This is a genomic window from Streptomyces tirandamycinicus, assembly GCF_003097515.1.
Lineage (GTDB): Bacteria > Actinomycetota > Actinomycetes > Streptomycetales > Streptomycetaceae > Streptomyces > Streptomyces tirandamycinicus.
The window spans coordinates 6,258,898-6,276,209 of the sequence record NZ_CP029188.1 but is presented as its reverse complement, the minus strand read 5'-3'; the positions used below and the strand labels follow the sequence as shown (position 1 = coordinate 6,276,209).

Annotated in this window: 16 protein-coding genes; 12 read left to right on the top strand and 4 right to left on the bottom strand. The window is 73.6% G+C overall.

The genetic code is table 11. The annotated features are described in order from the left end of the window. Positions 1 to 4: 4 nt before the first annotated feature. The 6 genes from DDW44_RS27390 to DDW44_RS27365 all read left to right on the top strand — a co-directional run bounded on the left by DDW44_RS27390 (position 5) and on the right by DDW44_RS27365 (position 6,163). A complete protein-coding gene (locus DDW44_RS27390) occupies positions 5 to 568 on the top strand; it encodes an NADH-quinone oxidoreductase subunit J (protein WP_108908130.1) in 564 nt (187 codons plus the stop codon). Further along, positions 565 to 870 (top strand): NADH-quinone oxidoreductase subunit NuoK, encoded by a 306-nt coding sequence (gene nuoK / locus DDW44_RS27385; RefSeq protein WP_017944170.1) that lies wholly within the window; start codon positions 565 to 567, stop codon positions 868 to 870. The genes DDW44_RS27390 and nuoK overlap by 4 nt, the downstream gene beginning before the upstream one ends. Next, entirely contained in the window at positions 867 to 2,726 is a 1,860-nt protein-coding gene (locus DDW44_RS27380; RefSeq protein WP_108908129.1) for an NADH-quinone oxidoreductase subunit 5 family protein, read from the top strand. Before nuoK ends, DDW44_RS27380 begins: the two co-directional genes overlap by 4 nt. Positions 2,727 to 2,731: 5 nt before the next feature. After that, positions 2,732 to 4,237, top strand: coding sequence for a complex I subunit 4 family protein (locus tag DDW44_RS27375; RefSeq protein ID WP_206307392.1), 1,506 nt, complete (start codon positions 2,732 to 2,734; stop codon positions 4,235 to 4,237). Then, positions 4,234 to 5,652: an NADH-quinone oxidoreductase subunit N gene (locus DDW44_RS27370; RefSeq protein WP_108908127.1), complete on the top strand. Its 1,419-nt coding sequence runs from the start codon at positions 4,234 to 4,236 to the stop codon at positions 5,650 to 5,652. The genes DDW44_RS27375 and DDW44_RS27370 overlap by 4 nt, the downstream gene beginning before the upstream one ends. A gap of 151 nt (positions 5,653 to 5,803) precedes the next feature. Continuing rightward, positions 5,804 to 6,163, top strand: coding sequence for a hypothetical protein (locus DDW44_RS27365; RefSeq protein ID WP_244224124.1), 360 nt, complete (start codon positions 5,804 to 5,806; stop codon positions 6,161 to 6,163). Between the two features lie 363 nt (positions 6,164 to 6,526). Here the strand turns inward: DDW44_RS27365 and DDW44_RS27360 are convergent, their stop codons facing one another. Beyond that, positions 6,527 to 7,771, bottom strand: coding sequence for an MBL fold metallo-hydrolase (locus DDW44_RS27360; RefSeq protein WP_026281531.1), 1,245 nt, complete (start codon positions 7,769 to 7,771; stop codon positions 6,527 to 6,529). Between the two features lie 274 nt (positions 7,772 to 8,045). Here DDW44_RS27360 and DDW44_RS27355 point away from each other — a divergent pair, with 274 nt between their 5' ends. Next, complete coding sequence (locus DDW44_RS27355) at positions 8,046 to 9,233, top strand: Glu/Leu/Phe/Val dehydrogenase dimerization domain-containing protein (protein WP_108908126.1); 1,188 nt, start codon at positions 8,046 to 8,048, stop codon at positions 9,231 to 9,233. A 546-nt stretch (positions 9,234 to 9,779) separates the two neighbouring features. Beyond that, the gene (locus DDW44_RS27350) at positions 9,780 to 10,982 is read left to right on the top strand and encodes an amidase (protein ID WP_108908125.1); all 1,203 of its coding nucleotides are present in this window, start codon (positions 9,780 to 9,782) and stop codon (positions 10,980 to 10,982) included. 31 nt (positions 10,983 to 11,013) lie between these two features. Here DDW44_RS27350 and DDW44_RS27345 read toward each other — a convergent pair whose 3' ends face one another. After that, positions 11,014 to 11,589 (bottom strand): DinB family protein, encoded by a 576-nt coding sequence (locus DDW44_RS27345; protein WP_267805415.1) that lies wholly within the window; start codon positions 11,587 to 11,589, stop codon positions 11,014 to 11,016. 196 nt (positions 11,590 to 11,785) lie between these two features. Here DDW44_RS27345 and DDW44_RS27340 point away from each other — a divergent pair, with 196 nt between their 5' ends. After that, positions 11,786 to 12,406 (top strand): TetR/AcrR family transcriptional regulator, encoded by a 621-nt coding sequence (locus DDW44_RS27340; RefSeq protein ID WP_166802877.1) that lies wholly within the window; start codon positions 11,786 to 11,788, stop codon positions 12,404 to 12,406. 108 nt (positions 12,407 to 12,514) lie between these two features. After that, positions 12,515 to 13,390: a carbohydrate kinase family protein gene (locus tag DDW44_RS27335; protein WP_108908122.1), complete on the top strand. Its 876-nt coding sequence runs from the start codon at positions 12,515 to 12,517 to the stop codon at positions 13,388 to 13,390. Here the strand turns inward: DDW44_RS27335 and DDW44_RS27330 are convergent. Beyond that, positions 13,381 to 14,415 carry a DUF6745 domain-containing protein gene (locus DDW44_RS27330; protein ID WP_108908121.1) on the bottom strand — a complete coding sequence of 345 codons (1,035 nt, stop codon included), beginning with the start codon at positions 14,413 to 14,415 and terminating at the stop codon, positions 13,381 to 13,383. The two genes, DDW44_RS27335 and DDW44_RS27330, sit on opposite strands and share 10 nt — an antisense overlap. 88 nt (positions 14,416 to 14,503) lie before the next feature. Continuing rightward, entirely contained in the window at positions 14,504 to 14,830 is a 327-nt protein-coding gene (locus DDW44_RS27325) for a hypothetical protein (RefSeq protein ID WP_108908120.1), read from the bottom strand. Positions 14,831 to 15,171: 341 nt separating this feature from the next. Between DDW44_RS27325 and DDW44_RS27320 the strand changes: the two genes are divergently transcribed. After that, positions 15,172 to 16,125, top strand: coding sequence for an STM4015 family protein (locus DDW44_RS27320; RefSeq protein ID WP_108908119.1), 954 nt, complete (start codon positions 15,172 to 15,174; stop codon positions 16,123 to 16,125). Further along, on the top strand, positions 16,122 to 17,288 hold the full coding sequence (locus tag DDW44_RS27315; RefSeq protein WP_108908118.1) for an STM4014 family protein: 1,167 nt from the start codon (positions 16,122 to 16,124) through the stop codon (positions 17,286 to 17,288). The genes DDW44_RS27320 and DDW44_RS27315 overlap by 4 nt, the downstream gene beginning before the upstream one ends. Positions 17,289 to 17,312 lie beyond the last annotated feature (24 nt).

Below are 17,312 nucleotides of genomic sequence, written 5' to 3'. Positions count from 1 at the left end.
CGGCATGCCGGAGAACACGGTCTTCTGGGTCCTCGCCGCCCTCGCGGTGGGCGGCGGGGTCATGGTGTTCCGCTTCGACTCCATGGCCCGGGCGACCTATGCGCTGCTTCTGTCGCTGCTCTGTGTCGGCGGGATGGTCATCCTGCTCGGACTCGACTACCTCGGTGTGGTCATCGTGCTGATGATGACCATCGAGATGGCCATCATGGCCGTCTTCATGGTGATGTACATGATGAACCCGGCAGGGCTCATGCCGATGTCCATGCAGCACAACAAGAAGGGCGCGGCGGTCGTCTGTACGGGGGTCTTTCTGCTGATGGCCTCGGGCATCGTCCTGGCGCCGTGGCCGCCGCGGGCGGGGACGGCGGACGACGACCCGACCAAGGCACTGGGTGAATCCCTGATGGGCCCGCAGATGCTGACGATGATGACGCTGGGCTTCGCCCTGTTCGCCACCATCGTGGCCACCGTGCTGCTGGCCACCCACCGCGGCCGCTACGACCGGCTGGGGGACGATCTGCGGGCACGCCGCGCCGACGACCCGGTACCGGGAGGGGTCGGCCGGTGAACCTGGAACTGTTCCTGCTGGCCGCCGCGGCGCTGTTCGGGGTGGGGCTGTTCGGGGCGCTGACCCAGCAGTCCGTCGTGATGCTGATGATGGGTCTGGAGCTCATGCTCGGCGGCGTCATCCTGGCCGCCGCGGCCGTCTGGCACTACATCGCCCCCGCGGCCACGGACGGGCAGGTGCTGGTCGTCCTCGCCGTCACCGTCATGGCGGTGGAGATGGCGATCGGATTCGCGGTGGTCACCGCCCTGTTCCGGGCCCGGGAGGTCGACATGACCGACGAGGCGGGGGACTTGAGAGCATGAGCTGGGTGCTGTGGGCACTGGTCGGCCTCCCGCTGGTGAGCGGCGTGCTGCTGTGCCTCGGGGGACGGCGGGCCGACCGCGTCGCCCCCGCCGCCGCGGTCTTCGTCGCTGCCGCCGGGATCGTCCTCGCCGTCACGGCGGCCTACGCCCAGCCGCGGGCCGGAGCACCGCTGTTCCAGGGAGCGGCGTTCGGTCTCGCGGTGGACGGCCTGTCGGGCCTGATGGTGGTGACCGTCACCGCCGTCGCCGCGCTGATCCTGCTCTTCAGCACGGCGGACGTCGGGCCGGACCAGGCGCGGGCGAGGTTCTTCGGCATGATGCTGCTGTTCGTCGGGGCGATGCTGGTCACCGTCACCGCGACGACCCTGCCCTCCCTGCTGATGAGCTGGGAGGTCATGGGCGCCACCTCGTGGGCGCTGATCGGCTACTGGTGGCACGACCCGGTGCGGGGTCGGGCGGCCGGAGTCGCGTTCATCACCACACGGACCGCGGACCTCGGGCTCTACCTCGCCGCCGGCGCCTCGCTGGCCGGAGGCCGGAGCCTGGCCCTGGCCGGCCTGGACCAGGTCGCCCGGCCGTGGCTGCACCTGGTGGCGGCCGGGGTGATCGCCGCCGCGCTCGGCAAGTCGGCGCAGTTGCCGTTCAGTTTCTGGCTGTCGAGGGCCATGCAGGGTCCCAGCCCCGTCTCGGCTCTGCTGCACTCCGCGACGATGGTCGTCGCCGGTGCCTACCTGCTGATCAGGACGGGGCCGCTGCTGAGCGCGTCGGGCTGGGGCAGCGACGTCACCGCCTGGATCGGTGTGACCACCGCGTTCGCCCTCGGTCTCGTCGCGGTGGCCCAGACCGATCTCAAGCAGCTGCTCGCCGCCTCCAGTTGCGCCCAGATCGGGTTCATGGTGCTCGCGGCCGGCACCGGATCGGCCGTCGGCGGCACTCTGCAGCTCATCGCCCACGCCGCGGCGAAGAGCCTGGCCTTCCTCGTCACCGGCTTCTGGCTCACCCGGCTCGGCACCAAGGACCTGTCGAAGCTGCGCGGAGCGGCCCGCGCGGCGCCGGTGGCCGGGGTGGCGTTCAGCGTCGCCGCGCTGAGCCTGGCCGGTGTACCGCCGCTGTCACTGTGGGCGGCCAAGGACGTGCTGCTGGCCGGGGCGCTCGCCCACTCCCCCGCGCTGTACGCGGCCGGTCTCGCGGCCGCGGCGGTGTCCGCGATGTACAGCGTCAGGGCGCTCTGGTACGTCTGGCGGCCCGCTCCCCCGCCGCGCCCGGCACCCGACGGACCCGCCCCGCGGCGGGTGTCCGCCGCCGAAGGCGTGCCGTTCGCGGTGCTGTCCGCCGCCGCCGTGGTGCTGACCGTCCTGGTGCTGCCGCCGGTACGGGAGGCCGTCGCGCGGACGCTCGGCGTGAACGGCGAAGCGCAGCCCCTTCCGTGGGAGTTCGCGGTCAGCGGCCTGCTGGCTCTGTCCGTCGCCGCCGCCGTCTGGGCATGGGGCGAGCGGCCCGGCCGGGTGGCACGGCCCGCCGTCCGATGGGCTGCCCGCTGGCTCGGTCTGGAGGCCGCGTCCCGCTTCGTCCTCGTACGTCCCGTCCAGCGCCTGGCCGAGGAGCTCGCCGGCTTCGACGACCGGGTCCTCGACCGCGGCGTCGACGGCCTCGCTCGCGGCACGCTGCGTCTCGCCGACGTGGTGAACCGCCGGGTGGAGACGGCGGTGGACGGGCTCGTCGAAGGTACGGCCGCTGCCAGCCTGGCTCTCGGGCGGCTCGCGCGCCGTCCGCAGACCGGGCAGCTGCACCAGTACCTCGCCCAGGCCGTCGCCGCCTTCACCGTTCTCGCCGTCGTACTCGTCCTCGTGAGGTGACCGCCGTGCTCACGGCCATCGTCCTGCTGCCCGCGGCCGCGTCCGCCCTGCTGCTGTGCCTGCCGCGGCGCGCACCCCGCGCCGTGTGCCTCGGTGTGTGGGTGGCGGTCTCCGCGGTCGTTCTCGCGCTGACGCTGGTCGTGTGGGCGGGTTACCGTGCCGGGGAGGGCATCCAGTACGAGACGTACGCCCAGTGGATCCCCAGCGCCGGCATCGGCTACCACGTCGGGGTCGACGGGCTGTCGCTGCCGCTGCTGGCGATGACCGGGGTGCTGTTCCTCGCGTGCGCCTGCTACGCCTGGCGCGAGACGCGTCGCGTGCGGGACTTCGCCGCGCTGTTCCTTCTCCTGGAGACCACGTGCCTGGGCCTGTTCGCCGCCCTGGACCTGATCCTCTTCTTCGTCTTCTTCGACCTGTCGATCGTGGCGATGTACTTCATCATCGCCGGCTGGGGTCATCGCGGCGCGGCACGGGCCGCGTTGAAGTTCTTCCTCTACACCTTCATCGGATCGCTCGCCCTGCTGCTGGGGTTCATCGGGCTGTACCTCGCCGCCGATCCGCACACCTTCGACATGGTGGCGCTCACCCGTGAGAACCCGCTTGCGGGACGTTCCGCGTACGGCGCCCTGGTGCTGCTGGCCATCGGCGTGGGGCTGGCCGTGAAGACGCCCACCGTGCCCTTCCACACCTGGCTGCCGCCCGCGCACACCGAAGCCCCGGCCGAGGGGTCGGCCATCCTCGCCGGGGTACTGCTGAAGATGGGCACCTACGGGTTCCTGCGGATCGCCATGCCCATGCTGCCCCAGGCCTGGCGCGGCTACGCCCTCGTCTTCGTCGTCGTCGGCGTGGTCTCCGTGCTCTACGGGGCACTGGTCGCGCTGGCGCAGAGCGAGTTCAAGCGGATGATCGCCTACACCAGCGTCAATCACATGGGCTACATCGTCCTCGCCATCGGCGCCGCCGCGGCAGCCGGTACGGACCCGGCGGACGCCCGCCGCCTGGCCGTGACCGGTGCGACCTTCCAGATGGTCAGTCACGGACTGCTGACCGGGGCTCTGTTCCTGCTCGCCGGTGCCCTCTACGAGCGCGGCCGCACCTACGACATGGCCGCCTACTCCGGCGTCGCCGCCCGGGCGCCGGTGTTCGCGGCACTCACCGGAGTGGCCGTCTTCGGCTCACTCGGACTCCCCGGCTTCTCCGGCTTCATCGCCGAGTTCCAGATCCTGACGGGCAGCCTGGGGCCGCGCCCGGTGGCGACCGCACTGGCCGTCGTCGGCATCCTGCTCACCGCCGCCCTGCTGCTCCGGGCGCTGCAGCGGATGTTCCTCGGACCACTGCGGCTTCCGGACTCCGCAGGTGACTCGCTGGCCTTCGCCGACGTCCGGGCCCATGAAGGCGTGGCCATCGTGCCGCTGCTCGCCCTCGCCGTCGTCCTCGGCCTCATGCCGCGCTTCGTGCTGGACGTCATCGAGCCGGCCTCCCGTGGCGTGCTGGAGCTGCTGGCCCGATGAACGAGATGAACGAGAACCCGCTGTACCTGCTGCCCGAGGTCTTCCTCGGCGGCTCCGCCGTGCTCGGACTGCTCCTCGGAGCCTGGCTGCCGCGCCACCGCCAGTGGCTTGTCGCCGCCCTCGGCTCCACCGCCTGCGCGGCCGGCGTCGCGGCGGCGGGGGTGGCCGCCGCGAGCGCCCCCACGACGGCCTTCGGCGGGGCCTTCGCCGTCGATCCGGTGACCGCGACCGTCCGGATCGTCGTCCTCGGCGGAACGCTCGTCGTACTGGCCCTGAGCACCGCCCCCTTGCGGAGGGAAGCCCGCGAAAGCGAGTTCTACGTGCTCGTCCAGCTGGCGGCCCTGGGTGCGCTGATGCTCGCCGGCGCCCAGGACCTGCTGCTCGTCGCCGCCGCCTACCTGCTGGCGAGCGTCCCCTCCTACGCGCTGGCCGGATTCCGCAAGGACGGACCCGGTACCGAGGCGGCGCTGAAGTACTTCGTGATCGGAGCGCTGCTCGGCGTCGTCTTCCTCACCGGTATCACCGTGATGTTCGCAGCGGGCAGGAGCACCGCCTACGCCCGACTCGGCGGCGCTCTGCCCGAGGCCCCGGCCGCCCTCGTCGGCGTCGGGCTGGTCGGCGTGCTCGCCGGGCTCCTCTTCAAAGCCGGAGCGGTGCCCAGCCACTTCTGGGTGCCCGACGCCGTCCAGGGCAGCTCGCCACCCGCCGCCGCGCTGCTCACGACCCTCCCCAAGATCGGAGCACTGGCCGCCCTCTACCGCCTGCTCGCCGCACCCCTCGCCGGCAGCGAGGTCCCCTGGCCGGAACTCGTGGCCGTCCTCGCCACCCTCTCCATGACGCTGGGGAACTTCGGTGCCTTCTTCCAGACCGACGTCAAACGACTGCTGGCGTACTCGGCCATCAGCCAGGTCGGCTATCTGCTCATGCCCATCGCCGCCGTCGGCGCGGGCGCCCAGGCCCAGCCCGCTCTGCTCTACTACCTGGCCGCCTACGCCCTGACCAACCTGGGCGCCTTCGCCGTGGTGTGCTCCCTCCCCCACGCGCGGAACCTCGACGACTACCGCGGCCTCCTGCGGCAGCACCCGGCGCTGACCCTCAGTCTGATCGTGTGCCTGCTCGGCCTCCTCGGCACTCCTCCCACAGCCGTGTTCCTCGGCAAGCTCGAAGTCTTCACTGCGGCCATCGACGGGGGACTCGCCTGGCTGGCCGTGGTCGCCGCCGTCAATACGGTGGCGTCTCTCTTCTACTACCTGCGCTGGATCCGGCCCGCCGTGTCGGGCGGTGAAGCTGCTCCGCCCCACCAGGTGCTGCGGCCGGCCGCGGTGCTCGCCTGCACGACCGCCACCGCCTCGGTGGTCCTGGGCGTCGCCGGGGGCCCGGTGCTCGGCCTGATGACCGGTGCCCTCGCCGGCTGACCCGTCCCCGTATACGGAACAGCGCACCGGTTCGTCGCCTGCTCCGGCCACCACGCCGAAAAGCCGCCCTGCCTCCTCCATCGGGGCTCCCGGCCTACGGCGTCAGGCACCGGAGACACCGGAGTGCACCGCCCTCAGGCCGGGTGCGCCAGTGACCACACGGCTCTGCCTGGATTCACGGCCGGTGACCGCCGCCCTGTTCGCACTGCGCCGCACGGGACTGATACGCGGAGAGCGACGGCAGCGGTTCCTGACCGGCGCATTCGGCCGCCTCCACCTCGGCGGCGACAGCTTCGCGATACGCGCCGACGCCCGGCACGGCGACCGGCACGCGACCCTGGCCCTCACCGGCAACGGACAGAGCCGCGCGACCGGCCTGGTCGCCGCACACGTCGTGCGCGCCCTGGTCACACAGAGGGTGCCGAGCGGCGTCCACCACCTGGAACAGCTGACGGCCCTGGCCGACCTGCCGGAGCGGCTGGGCCCGCACGGCGTCACGGCGACCCGCTGAATCCACGCCCGACTGAATCCACGCCCGACGCGCGCCAGGAGGGCGCCGGCTGATCGCGTACGGGCACAACCGGATCGGCGGCCCCGACGATGGGTCATGGCGGGAGTCGGGAGACGACCGGGCGGGAGACGACCCAGCGGGTGCCGGGAAGCGACCGGGGCGCCGGTACCCGCCTCGTCGACATCGACGGCAAGACACCGTCGCCGCCCGGGACGCCGTCACCGTCCGAAACACCGTCATCGTCCGGGGCCCGGACAGCGGCCACACCGCGCTCGGCGACGGGTCAGGGGCTGGGGTCGCACCCGCTCGGGCGGGAACGCTCGCGCATCGGCCCGACCGGGGCACGCTCGTCCCAGGCGGATGTCACCGCTCGCCCGCGAGGTCGAGGTCGCCACTGGGTGTCTCGGCCTCGGCCCCGACCCGCCCGGGGCGGCGCCACGGGTGTGCGATCGGATGGGACACGGTCCGCCACCAAGGATCCTCGGGCAGCTTCCGCGCGGGCTCGAAAGGCTCGCCGGGCCGAGGGAACGCCGCGGCCTGGCCGGCTTCCGCGGCCGCGTCCCTCGTCCACTCCCCCGGCTCCGCCCACGCGTGCAGAGCCAGGTTGAAGGTGCCCCAGTGGATCGGCAGAAGCACGCCGGACGGGGTGCCTCCTTGCAGGTCGAGGTGGGCCTGCACGCCCTGGGCAGGCGTCATGTGGATGTCCGGCCACCCGCCGGGCAGCGGGGTATGGTCCGTGCGGCCCTCGGGCCAGTACTCGCTGTACGCGCCAATCTGGATCATGGTCGCGTCGAACGGGCCGTACTCGGCACCGATGTCCCGGAAGCCGGGGAAGTACCCCGTGTCACCACTGTGGTAGACGCGGTGACCGGACGGCCCCTCGACGGCCCACGACGCCCAGAGCGTGTGCTGCTGGTTGCGGAGGCCGCGGCCGCAGAAGTGCCGGGCCGGGGTGGCGGTCAGCCGCAGGCCGTCCACCTGCGCCGACTCCTGCCAGTCCAGTTCCCGAAGGCGACTCTCCGCCACGCCCCAGCGTTCCAGGTGCGCCCCCACGCCCAGTGGTACCGCGAAGAGCGTGTCCGTCGAGGCCAGCGCGCGGATCGTGGGCAGGTCGAGGTGGTCGTAGTGGTCGTGGGAGATGACGACCACGTCGACCGGGCCGAGCGCGGCGAGGGGCAAGGGCGCCGGGTGGAGGCGCTTCGGCCCCGCGAACGCGAAAGGTGAGCAGCGCCGGCCCCAGACCGGGTCGAAGAGCACCCGCTTGCCGTCGATCTCGGCGAGCACGCTGGAGTGGCCCATCCAGGTGAGCCGCAGCCCCGAGACAGGGGGCCTCGCGAGGTCCTCGCCCACGGTGGGGTGCAGGGGTATCGGCGCCGCGGGGCCCCGGCGCCGGCGGGACTCCTTCCGGAAGTAGACCTGTGCGAACTCGAGCATGGATCCGGACGGTCTGGTCCGGGCGCCCACGGGGTTCTGGAACACCCCGTCGGCGAAATGGGGCGAGCGGCGGATCCGCTCCATCCGCGCTCCGGCGGGGTCGGCCCCGAAGGCAACGGGCCGCAGCGATCGCAGTCGGGAGCGCAGCGGGTGCGGGGAACCTGCGCCGGTCACGGGGACCTCCTGGGGTCTTCGGTTCGTTCCATTATCGGTGGATGCACGCGGGACGCCGGGGCGCGCGAACCGGGCGACGCCCATGTCCCACGGGAACGGCAACGAACGGGGTCACGGAAAAATGCCGGATGCCGCGGCCGGTGCGGGGGCGGCACGGGGAGGGCGGCACGGGGGACGGGACGGGGGCGGCAGCGGCGGCGGGACGCGTTGACAGTCCGCCGGCGCCCTCGGATACTGACCGACTGTTCAGTTCGCAGTCGCAGCCGGAGGCCCCGTGTCCCACTCCAGCCCGCTTGTCTCGCTCACCTGGACCGACCATGTCACCGGGCGGCGCGGCCATCTGGTGATCGACCGGCTCGTACGAGGGGTGTGCAGCGGAGGGCTGCGGATGCGCCCGGGCTGCTCCCTGGCCGAGGTCGCGGGCCTGGCCCGGGGCATGACCGCGAAGGAGGCCCTGCACTACGACCCGGAGGGCCGGTACGTGCCGCTCGGTGGCGCGAAGGGCGGGATCGACTGCGATCCGAGGGACCCTGAGGCGTACGGCGTGCTGGTCCGCTACCTGCGGGCGATGCGGCCGTACATCGAGCACATGTGGACCACCGGCGAGGACCTCGGGCTCAGACAGGACGTGATCGACAGGGCCGCTGCCGAAGCCGGGCTGGTCTCGACGGTGCAGGCCGTGTACCCGCTGCTCGACGACGAGGCGACGGCGCGGCGGCGGCTGGCCGACGCCTTCGCCGCCGATGTCGACGGAATCGGGCTCGGCGAACTGGTCGGCGGGTGCGGGGTCGCCGAGTCCGTGCTCACGGCCCTGGAACGCGCGGGCACTCCCCGCGAGGGAACCCGGGTCTCGGTGCAGGGCCTCGGCACGATGGGCGGGGCGACGGCCCGCTTCCTCTCCCGCGCCGGGCTGCGGATCGTGGCCGTGGCCGACGTCCGGGGGACGATCGCCCACCCGGGCGGCCTCGACGTGGAGGCCCTGCTCGCGGCCCGGGACTCCTTCGGGACGGTGGACCGCTCTGCTCTCCGCCCCGGCGACCTCGAACTGCCCGGTGACGCCTGGCTGTCGGCGGACGCGGAGGTCCTGGTGCCCGCCGCGGTCTCGTACGCCGTCGACGCGGCCAACCAGAAAGCGATTCGGGCCCGTTGGATCGCGGAGGCGGCGAACATGCCGGTGGTTCCCGAGGCGGAGGAGCTGCTGCGGGCGCGCGGTGTCACCGTGCTGCCGGACGTCGTCGTGAACTCCGGGACCAACGCCTGGTGGTGGTGGACCCTCTTCGGCGACATCGGCGCGGACGCGGACGAGGCGTTCGCCCGCACCCGGCGGTCCATGCGCCCCCTCGTCGACCGGATGCTCACCCGCGCGGAGTCGGACGGCACCACCCCGCGGGCCGCGGTCCAGGCGATCGTGGCCGACCTGCTGCCGCGGATCGCGGAGCGCTTCGGCCCGTACGCACGGTAGTCCGGGGGCCCACCGGCGGCCGGGGCCGCGCTGCGGCGACGGCCGGGTGAGCCGCGGCGGTCCCTGCGTCACGGCCGGGTACTCGCCCGCGGCCGGCCGGTACCGTACCCGCAACCGGGGAGCCGCTGACCGGGCCGCCGCTGACTCCGGCCGCGGCGGAGTAGGGTGCCGAGTTGCGTACCGCGGTCCGGGTTCACCCGACACCGCCCACGCGGGACGGCCGGGCCCCGGACCGTACCGGCGTCCTTCCCGGACGCCGCGGTGCGCTTGTTCCCGTGGTGCGTTGTTTCGGCGGTGCGCTGTTGAGAAGGCCCACTCCTACGGCGGCACACTCGTACGGTGCACCACCCGTTCGGTGGACCGTGCCGCTGGCGCCGTACACGGTCCCAACGGGTCATCCTTGTCGGTGGCCCGACGGTGGCCGCGTCTGCGGGACCGCACGGCGCAGGCCGGGCGCGGACCGCTCGGCCGTCCCGGTGGCCCGCGCTTTCGGCGCCGCAGGAGCGGGATTCATGAGCAGCTCGATCGGACGTCAGGAGGTTCCCGATGCGGTCGGCGGACGACATTGCGGTGTGGCGCGAGCGCGGCGACCCCCTGGTGGCGGGGGCCGGTGCCGGGAGGTTGCGCGGGTTGCGCCTGGCGGTGAAGGACATCCACGCCGTCGCCGGGTACCGGATCGGTGCCGGAAATCCGGCCCGGCTGGCGGAGGCCGAGCCCCGGCCGGCGCACTCCTGGGCGGTGGCCGCCCTGCTGGACGCCGGAGCCGATGTGGAGGGCATCGCGCAGACGGACGAGTTCGCCTACAGCCTCAACGGGACCAACGCCCACTACGGCACACCGCCCAATCCGGCCGCGCCCGGCCGGGTGCCCGGCGGCTCCTCCAGTGGTCCGGCCTCGGCTGTCGCGCTCGGTGAGGCCGACGTGGGCCTCGGGAGCGACACGGCAGGCTCCATCAGGGTGCCCGCGTCCTACTGCGGTCTGTACGGACTGCGACCCACACACGGCCTCGTCCCCGTCACCGGAATGCTGCCGCTGGCACCGTCGTTCGACACCGTCGCCTGGCTGGCACGGGACCCCGGGCCGCTGGCGCGCGTCGGCGACGTCCTGCTGCCGGAGGCCGGGGCGGCCGAAGCCGTACCCCCGTTCCGCACGGCGCTGGTGGCGGACGATCTTGTCGCGCTCGCCGAGCCGGAGGTGCGCGGCTCGTTCGCCGAGGCGGCCGCGGACCTGGCGGCGCGGACCGGGCTTCGCATCGAGCACGTGCCCTCAGTGGGCGGCGATCCCGCTGCACTCGGGGCGGCGTTCGCGACCGCCCAGGGCGCCGAGGTGTGGGAGTGCGACGGCGCCTGGGTACGCGCCCATCCCGGTGCGCTCGGCCCCGGCATCGCCGCCCGCTTCGCCCGCGCCTCGGAGGTCACCGCGGAGCGCCGGGCGGCCGCCGAGGAGGTCGTACACCACGCGGGCCGGGCGGCGCGTTCGGCCCTGCCGGACGACACCGTGCTCCTGCTACCCGCCACGGGCGGCCCGGCACCGACGACCGACGAGACCGCCGAGCGGAAGGCAGCACTCCGTGATGCCGCGTTCCGCCTTACCTGCCTGGCGAGCAGCGCCGGTCTGCCCTGTCTGGTGCTGCCCCGGATCAGGGTGGGCGGACTTCCCGTAGGACTGGCCGTCGTCGGGGGGCACGCGACCGACCGGCGCCTGCTGGAGCTCGCGACGCATGCGCAGGCACCGCGGAGAGCGCTCTGAGGGAACCGCGGGTTGAGCGTCGGCGTCTGGTTCATTGCCCCACTCGGCCGTCGATCCGCTCGCGCAAAAGGTCGGCGTGGCCGCAGTGCCGTGCGTACTCGGCGATCTGCGCCACCAGGATCTCGCGCAGGGGCGCCTCCCCGGTACGGGTGCCGAGGTCGGCGCACCCGGCGATGAAGCGGTCGGTCAGTTCCCTCTCGGCCCGCCACCGGTCCCACGCCTCGTCCACGACCGCCGGGTCGGCGATCGCGCCGTTCCAGTCTCCGTCCCGGTCCTCCGCGGTGCGGTAGATCCTCGGGGAGTCCTCTCCGGCCATCCGGCGGAAGTGCCGTTCGTCCTCGGCCATATGACGCACCAGCCCGAGCAGGGACATCGTGGACGGAGGCACGGAGCGCCGGGCCATGTGCTCGGCGTCCAGACCCGCGCACTTCATCTCTATGGTGAGGCGGAAGTACCGCAGACTCTCCAGCAGCGCGCCGCGTTCGTCGACCGTCTCGGCTGCCGTCTCTCGCGGGTCGTCGTCCGGGTCGACCCACATGTCGGGGTGGATCGTGGCGGGGGTCCACCGTGTCACCGCCGCTTGGCCGTCGCGCTCACCTGTGAACATCATCGCATCATGCCGCGCAGCGCCTCGGTCCGCCAGGGAGTATCGATCCGGGTTCCAAGCCGCAGGCCGACCGCCTCCGGGCACCGCGACGTCCGGCCCGCCGATCCGCCGCGTCCGGCACCTGCCGTCGTATCGCCGGTAGGCCCGCGATCCGGTCGCCTTCGACCCCGTCCGTGCCGGCGTCTAGGGTGACCGGGTGACGAGAGTCCGGTTGAACGTGGCGGAGCGGCGGCGGGAACTGCTGCGGGCCGCCGTGGAGCAGATCGAGGCCCGCGGGGTGGCCGCCGTCCGGATCGCCGATGTCGCGTCCGCTCTCGGCGTCAGCAACGCCCTGGTGCTGTACCACTTCTCGTCGAAGGAGAAGCTCGTCGCCGCCGCCTTCTGCTATGCGGCGGAGAGTGATCTGGGGCATCTGCGCAGGATCCTCGGCCGCAGGACCTCGGCGCTGCGGAGGCTGCGCGCCGCCGTGCGCTGGTATGCCCCGACCGGGCAGGCGAAGGGGTGGCGGCTGTGGATCGAGGGCTGGGCCGCGGCGTTGCGGGAGCCCTCCCTGCGCGAGGTGTCCCGCGATCTGGACCGGGTGTGGAAGGCGGAGCTCACGGCGGTCATCACGGAGGGTGCGGCAGCGGGCGAGTTCCACTGCGCGGACCCGACGTCGGCGGCCTGGCGCCTGACGGCGACGCTCGACGGCCTGGCCGTGCAGATGACGTCGTATGCGGGCTCGCTCAGCCGCGCGGTCATGCTGGAGTGGGCCGAGGAGGCGCTCGCCCGCGAACTGGGGCTCGACCGGGCGGCGTTGACGCGGCAGAGTGCTTAGCGCACGGTCGGTGCCCGGCGCACGGGCAGGGCCTGGCGCACGGGAAGTCGCGCGGAGAGGAAGACGTCGTCGGCACAGAGCACGGAACAGCCCGCCCTCGATGTACTCGTGGTCGGCGGCAGTGGGGTCGACACGGTCGTGCGGGTCGAGTCGCTGCCGGTGCCGCAGGCGGACTCGGTCGGGGTACCGCCGATCCGTGAGTGGGTGGGCCACACCGGCGGCAATGTGGCACTCGGGTGCCGGGCGCTCGGGCTGGGTGTGACCTTCCTGGACTTCATCGGGGACGACCCGCCGGGCGGCCGGGTGCGGGAGCGGCTGGCGGACGGCGGCGTGGACTTCGAGCATCTGGTGTCCCCCGCCGGAACCAGGCGTGCGGTGAACCTGGTCGACGGCACGGGGCGCAGGATGTCGTTCTACGACGCCCGCGACCCGGGCGATCTGCGGATGCCGCGCGACTTCTACCTCCCCCATCTGCGGCGGGCCCGCCACGTCCATCTGTCGATCGTGAACTTCGCCCGGTTCCTGTACGACGACGTCGTGGACCTCGGGGTGCCGGTGTCGACCGATCTCCACGACTGGGACGGAGTGGAGGACCACCACCGGGACTTCGCGCTGCGCTCCGACGTGGTGTTCCTGAGCGCGGCCGGTGCCGGGGAGCGGATCGCGCCGGTGATGCGGGAGATCCTGCGTGAGGGCCGCGCCGAGGTGGTCGTCGCCACGGCCGGGGCCGGCGGCTCGTATCTGATGACCCGCGACGGCGGGCGCACACCCCGCCCGATACCGGCGACCGTGCCGCCCGCTCCGGTGGTGGACTCCAACGGCGCGGGCGACGCGTACGTCTCGGGCTTCCTCTACGGCCGGCTGGCGGGCCGCCGGGTGGAGGACTGCGCACGGCTGGGCGCGGTCGCCGGAGCCTACGCCTGTACGGGGCACGGCAGTTCGGCGCTGATCGGCCCCGAAGCGCTTGCTTCCGCTCAGGTCTGACGCACCGGGGCGTACGCCTCGGCGTCCAGCCCGAACGTCCATGCGACGCCCTCCCTCGCGGTCCGGGTCTCCGGCGGAACCCGCAGCCAGTACGTCTTGTGCGTACCGTCCGGCTCCGGCGTGGAGTTGACCACTTCCACCATCGTGACGTCCTCGTCGTCGGCGAGCGGGATGCGCCACAGGACGCCGGTCCCGTCGCGATGCACGGGCCGGGCGCCCGACTCGGCCAGATAGCGGTCGTAGCCGTAGAACTCCAGCATCACCCGGCGCAGTTCGGCGTTCTCCTCGGTGCGTATGCGCTCAGGGGTGAGTGAGGCCAGTCCGGACAGGAACTCGGCCGGGACGGGCATGCCCCGCCAGGCGTGGAGCGCGAAGCCGTCCGGGAACGCGAGCGCCGGGCCGTCGCCGCGGTCGAGCCGGCCTGCCTCGTCGCGGTGCAGCTCCACGGGCCGCTCGCAGATCACCACCGCCTTCTCGAAGGGCCACCACCAGCCGGCGTGCCGGGCCACCCGGGCGAGGCCGGCGAGCCGGTCGCTGCGGCCGTCGAAGGCGGCGAGCCAGGCGGCGTCGTGCTGGCCCAGGACCGCGTCCAGCAGGACCATCCGCGCCGACTTCCGTTCGGCGTCCGCGGCGTCGGGGTCGGCTCCGGTGCGGGCGGCTTCCTCCGCCAGGGCGTCGGCCACTCCGGTACGTATCCGTTCCGCGAGCGCACGCGTGGTATCCCACAGCAGCGCGCCGCTCCTCCCCCACAGCTCCGCCCAGCCCGTGGGGCCGAGGGCGTCGTGCACACGGCGGCGCTCCTCGGCCCAGGGCACGGTCCTCACCTCGTCCCGCACCGAGCGGCCCGCGTCCCGGAGCGACCGCACCGCCGTCACCGCGGCCTTGGGCGATCCCACCCATACGAAGCGCTCGGGTTCCGTGAGCCCGGCCGTGCGGTAGGCGAGCCCGACGCCCTCCTCCGCGGCCGCCCGGTCTGCCGGGCCCGTCGCCGCGGCCACTGCCCGCCATGTGTCGATGTACTGCATGCCAAGCCCCGTCCCTTGATCCCTGTTGCCGTCCTGCCGGTCGCGCGCCCCGCCGGCCCTGTCCCGCCGCGGGCCGCTCCCCCGGCGCTCAGTCCGCGACGATCCGCACCGCGCCCGGGATGTACTCCCGCTGGCGCACCACCCGGTACCACCCCTTGGGCAGGGGTATGCGCGCGTGCTCCTCGTGCACCACCCGGCCGCCCTCGGGGAGGTGCAGCAGCATCGGCCCGGACGGCCCGGCGTCGCGGAACAGCCGCCCCGGGCCCGTCACCGCGTGGGCGTGGCCCGTGACCTCGCCGAGCGCCAGCACCAGCCGCCCGCGGCCGTCCCTCGGTTCCCCCTGCGCGTCCTCGGCACGGGTGGGCACGGCGTCCTCCGCGACGGGCACGATCAGCACATCTCCCTGCCGGTACATAGCTCTCCCCTGGACCGCCGGCACCTGGTGCGCCGGACTGTGATGGACGTTAGAGGCAGGGTCTGACATCGGCGTCCGCCCCCCTGGACGCGGGATGCGCGCGACCCGGCGGCGGAGCCCGTCGGCGGCGCGTCGGCGATGGAGCCCGGCTCGGGCGCGTGGCGCGGCGGCCGCGGCCGGGTCACCGGCGGTGCGTGTGGGAGGTCGCGCCGCCGCTTGCCCGCCCGGCGCGGCCGGCGGTGGACGTGGTGGCCGCCCCCGCGACGGGCGGTGTCAGTGACGCTTGGTAGAACTGCTCGCACATCAACCGATCATCGCCGTCCGCCGTCTGGAGCATCGTCATGACCATCGGGAGCCATCTGCAGGTGCTGCACGGCCTGCCCGCGTTCGACTTCCCCGGCGCCGACGCGAAGGCCGGCGAGCTGCCGGACCCGGCCTCCGTCGCCTGGCGGATCGCCGTCGAGGCGTACGAGAGCGAGGAGGCGTGGGAGGACGCCTTCGCGCGCTTCACCGCCGCCGTGGACACCACGAGGGTCCGGGCGCTGATCGTGGGCGCCTGGAGTGATGTGTACGAGAGCGGTCCCGGCGAGGTCGTCTCCGCGCTGCTCGCCGCACGCGACCGGCTGCCGGAGCTGCGGGCGCTGTTCGTCGGCGACATCACCGGCGAGGAGTGCGAGATCTCCTGGATCAACCAGGGTGATGTCACGCCGCTGCTCGACGGCTTCCCGGAGCTCGAGGAGTTCGGGGTCCGGGGCGGCATGGGCCTGGCGTTCGGGGCGGCCCGGCACGATCGCCTGCGGACCCTGGTCATCGAGAGCGGCGGCCTGCCGGCCGAGGTGGTGCGGGGCGTCGCCGCCTGCGAGTTGCCCTCGCTGGAGAGCCTGGACCTCTGGCTCGGCACCTCCGGCTACGGCGGTGACGCCGAACTCACCGATCTGGGGCCGTTCCTCGCCGGCACCCGGCTCCCGGGGCTCCGCCGTCTGGCGCTGCGCAACAGCGAGATCCAGGATGAGATCGCCGCGGCCCTCGCGGCCGCTCCCGTGGTCGCCCGGCTGGACGTACTGGATCTGTCGATGGGCACCCTGGGCGACCAGGGTGCGGCGGCGCTGCTCGAGGGGCAGCCCCTGACCCACCTCAAGGAGCTCGATCTGCACCACCACTTCATCGACGCGCCGATGGCCGAGCGCATACGGCGCGCGCTGGAGCCCTCCGGAGTCACCGTCAATCTGGACGATGTGCAGGAGTCGTGGGACGACGACGGGGACGACGGCCGGTTCACCGCGGTGGCCGAGTGAGACCGGCGGCGTCCCGGCGCTTCGCCGTCGTCGGCGTCCCGGGGAACCGCCGGGTCGCCTTCTTCCAGCGTGCCCTGCGCGCGGCGGGGCTGCCCGAGGCGCGGGTGGTGCCGTGGCTGGACGTCCTGCGCGGCCGGGCCGGCTTCGCCGGCGGGGAGACCGTGCGGATCGACTCGCCCGGCGAGGACCCCGAGGTGGACCGGCTGCTGCGCGGAGTCGAGGACCCGGCCAGGGTCGAAGGCACCGGCCGCTGGTACGCCCGTTTCACGGACGCCGTACGGGAGGTGGCGGAATCCGTGCGGGCGGCGGGCGGCACCCTGCTCGACGACCCGGCGGAGATCGCCGTGCTGTTCGACAAGCGGCTGTGCCACGAGCGGCTCGCGACGGCCGGTGTGGCGGTGCCGCCGTCGCCCACCTCGGGCGCCGGAGTCCCCGCCGTTCGCGGCTGGGACGACGTGCGGGCCGTGCTCGCCGAACCGGGCTACCGCCGTGCGTTCGTGAAGCTCGCGCACGGTTCCTCGGCGTCCGGTGTGCTGGCCGTGGAGTTCGCCGGCGGCGGCCGCGTCAGGGCGGCGACATCGGTGGAACGGGCCCCGGACGGAAGGCTGTTCAACTCGCTCAGGCTGCGCCGCTACACCGCCGAGCCGGAGATCGCCGCCATCGTGGACGCCCTCGCGCCCGACGGTCTGCACATCGAGCGCTGGCTGCCGAAGGCCGACCAGCACGGACGGGCCGCCGACCTGCGGGTCGTGGTCGTCGCGGGCCGGGCCACGCACGCCGTGGTGCGGACGAGCCGGTCCCCGCTGACCAATCTCCATCTGGGCGGTGTCCGGGGGGACCTGGCCGAGGCGAGGGCCGCGGTGCGGGCCGCCGGCCGCAGCTGGCGCGACGACGTGCTCGGCCCGTGCGAGCGGGCCGCCCGCCGCTTCCCCGGAACCCTGTGCGTCGGCGTCGACCTGCTGCCGGCCACGGGCTGGCGCCGGTTCGCCGTCGGCGAGGTCAACGCCTTCGGCGACCTCCTACCGGGGCTCACGGGACTGCCGGGCAGCGGCAGCGAGGGACTCGACACCTATGCGGCGCAGGTCGCCGCCGCCGTACGACCGCACCATGAGGAACCACCATGCACCCAGCCCCTCCCGGCCCAACCGGTCCGGCCGGCATGACGCAGTCCCCCACGACGGACTTGG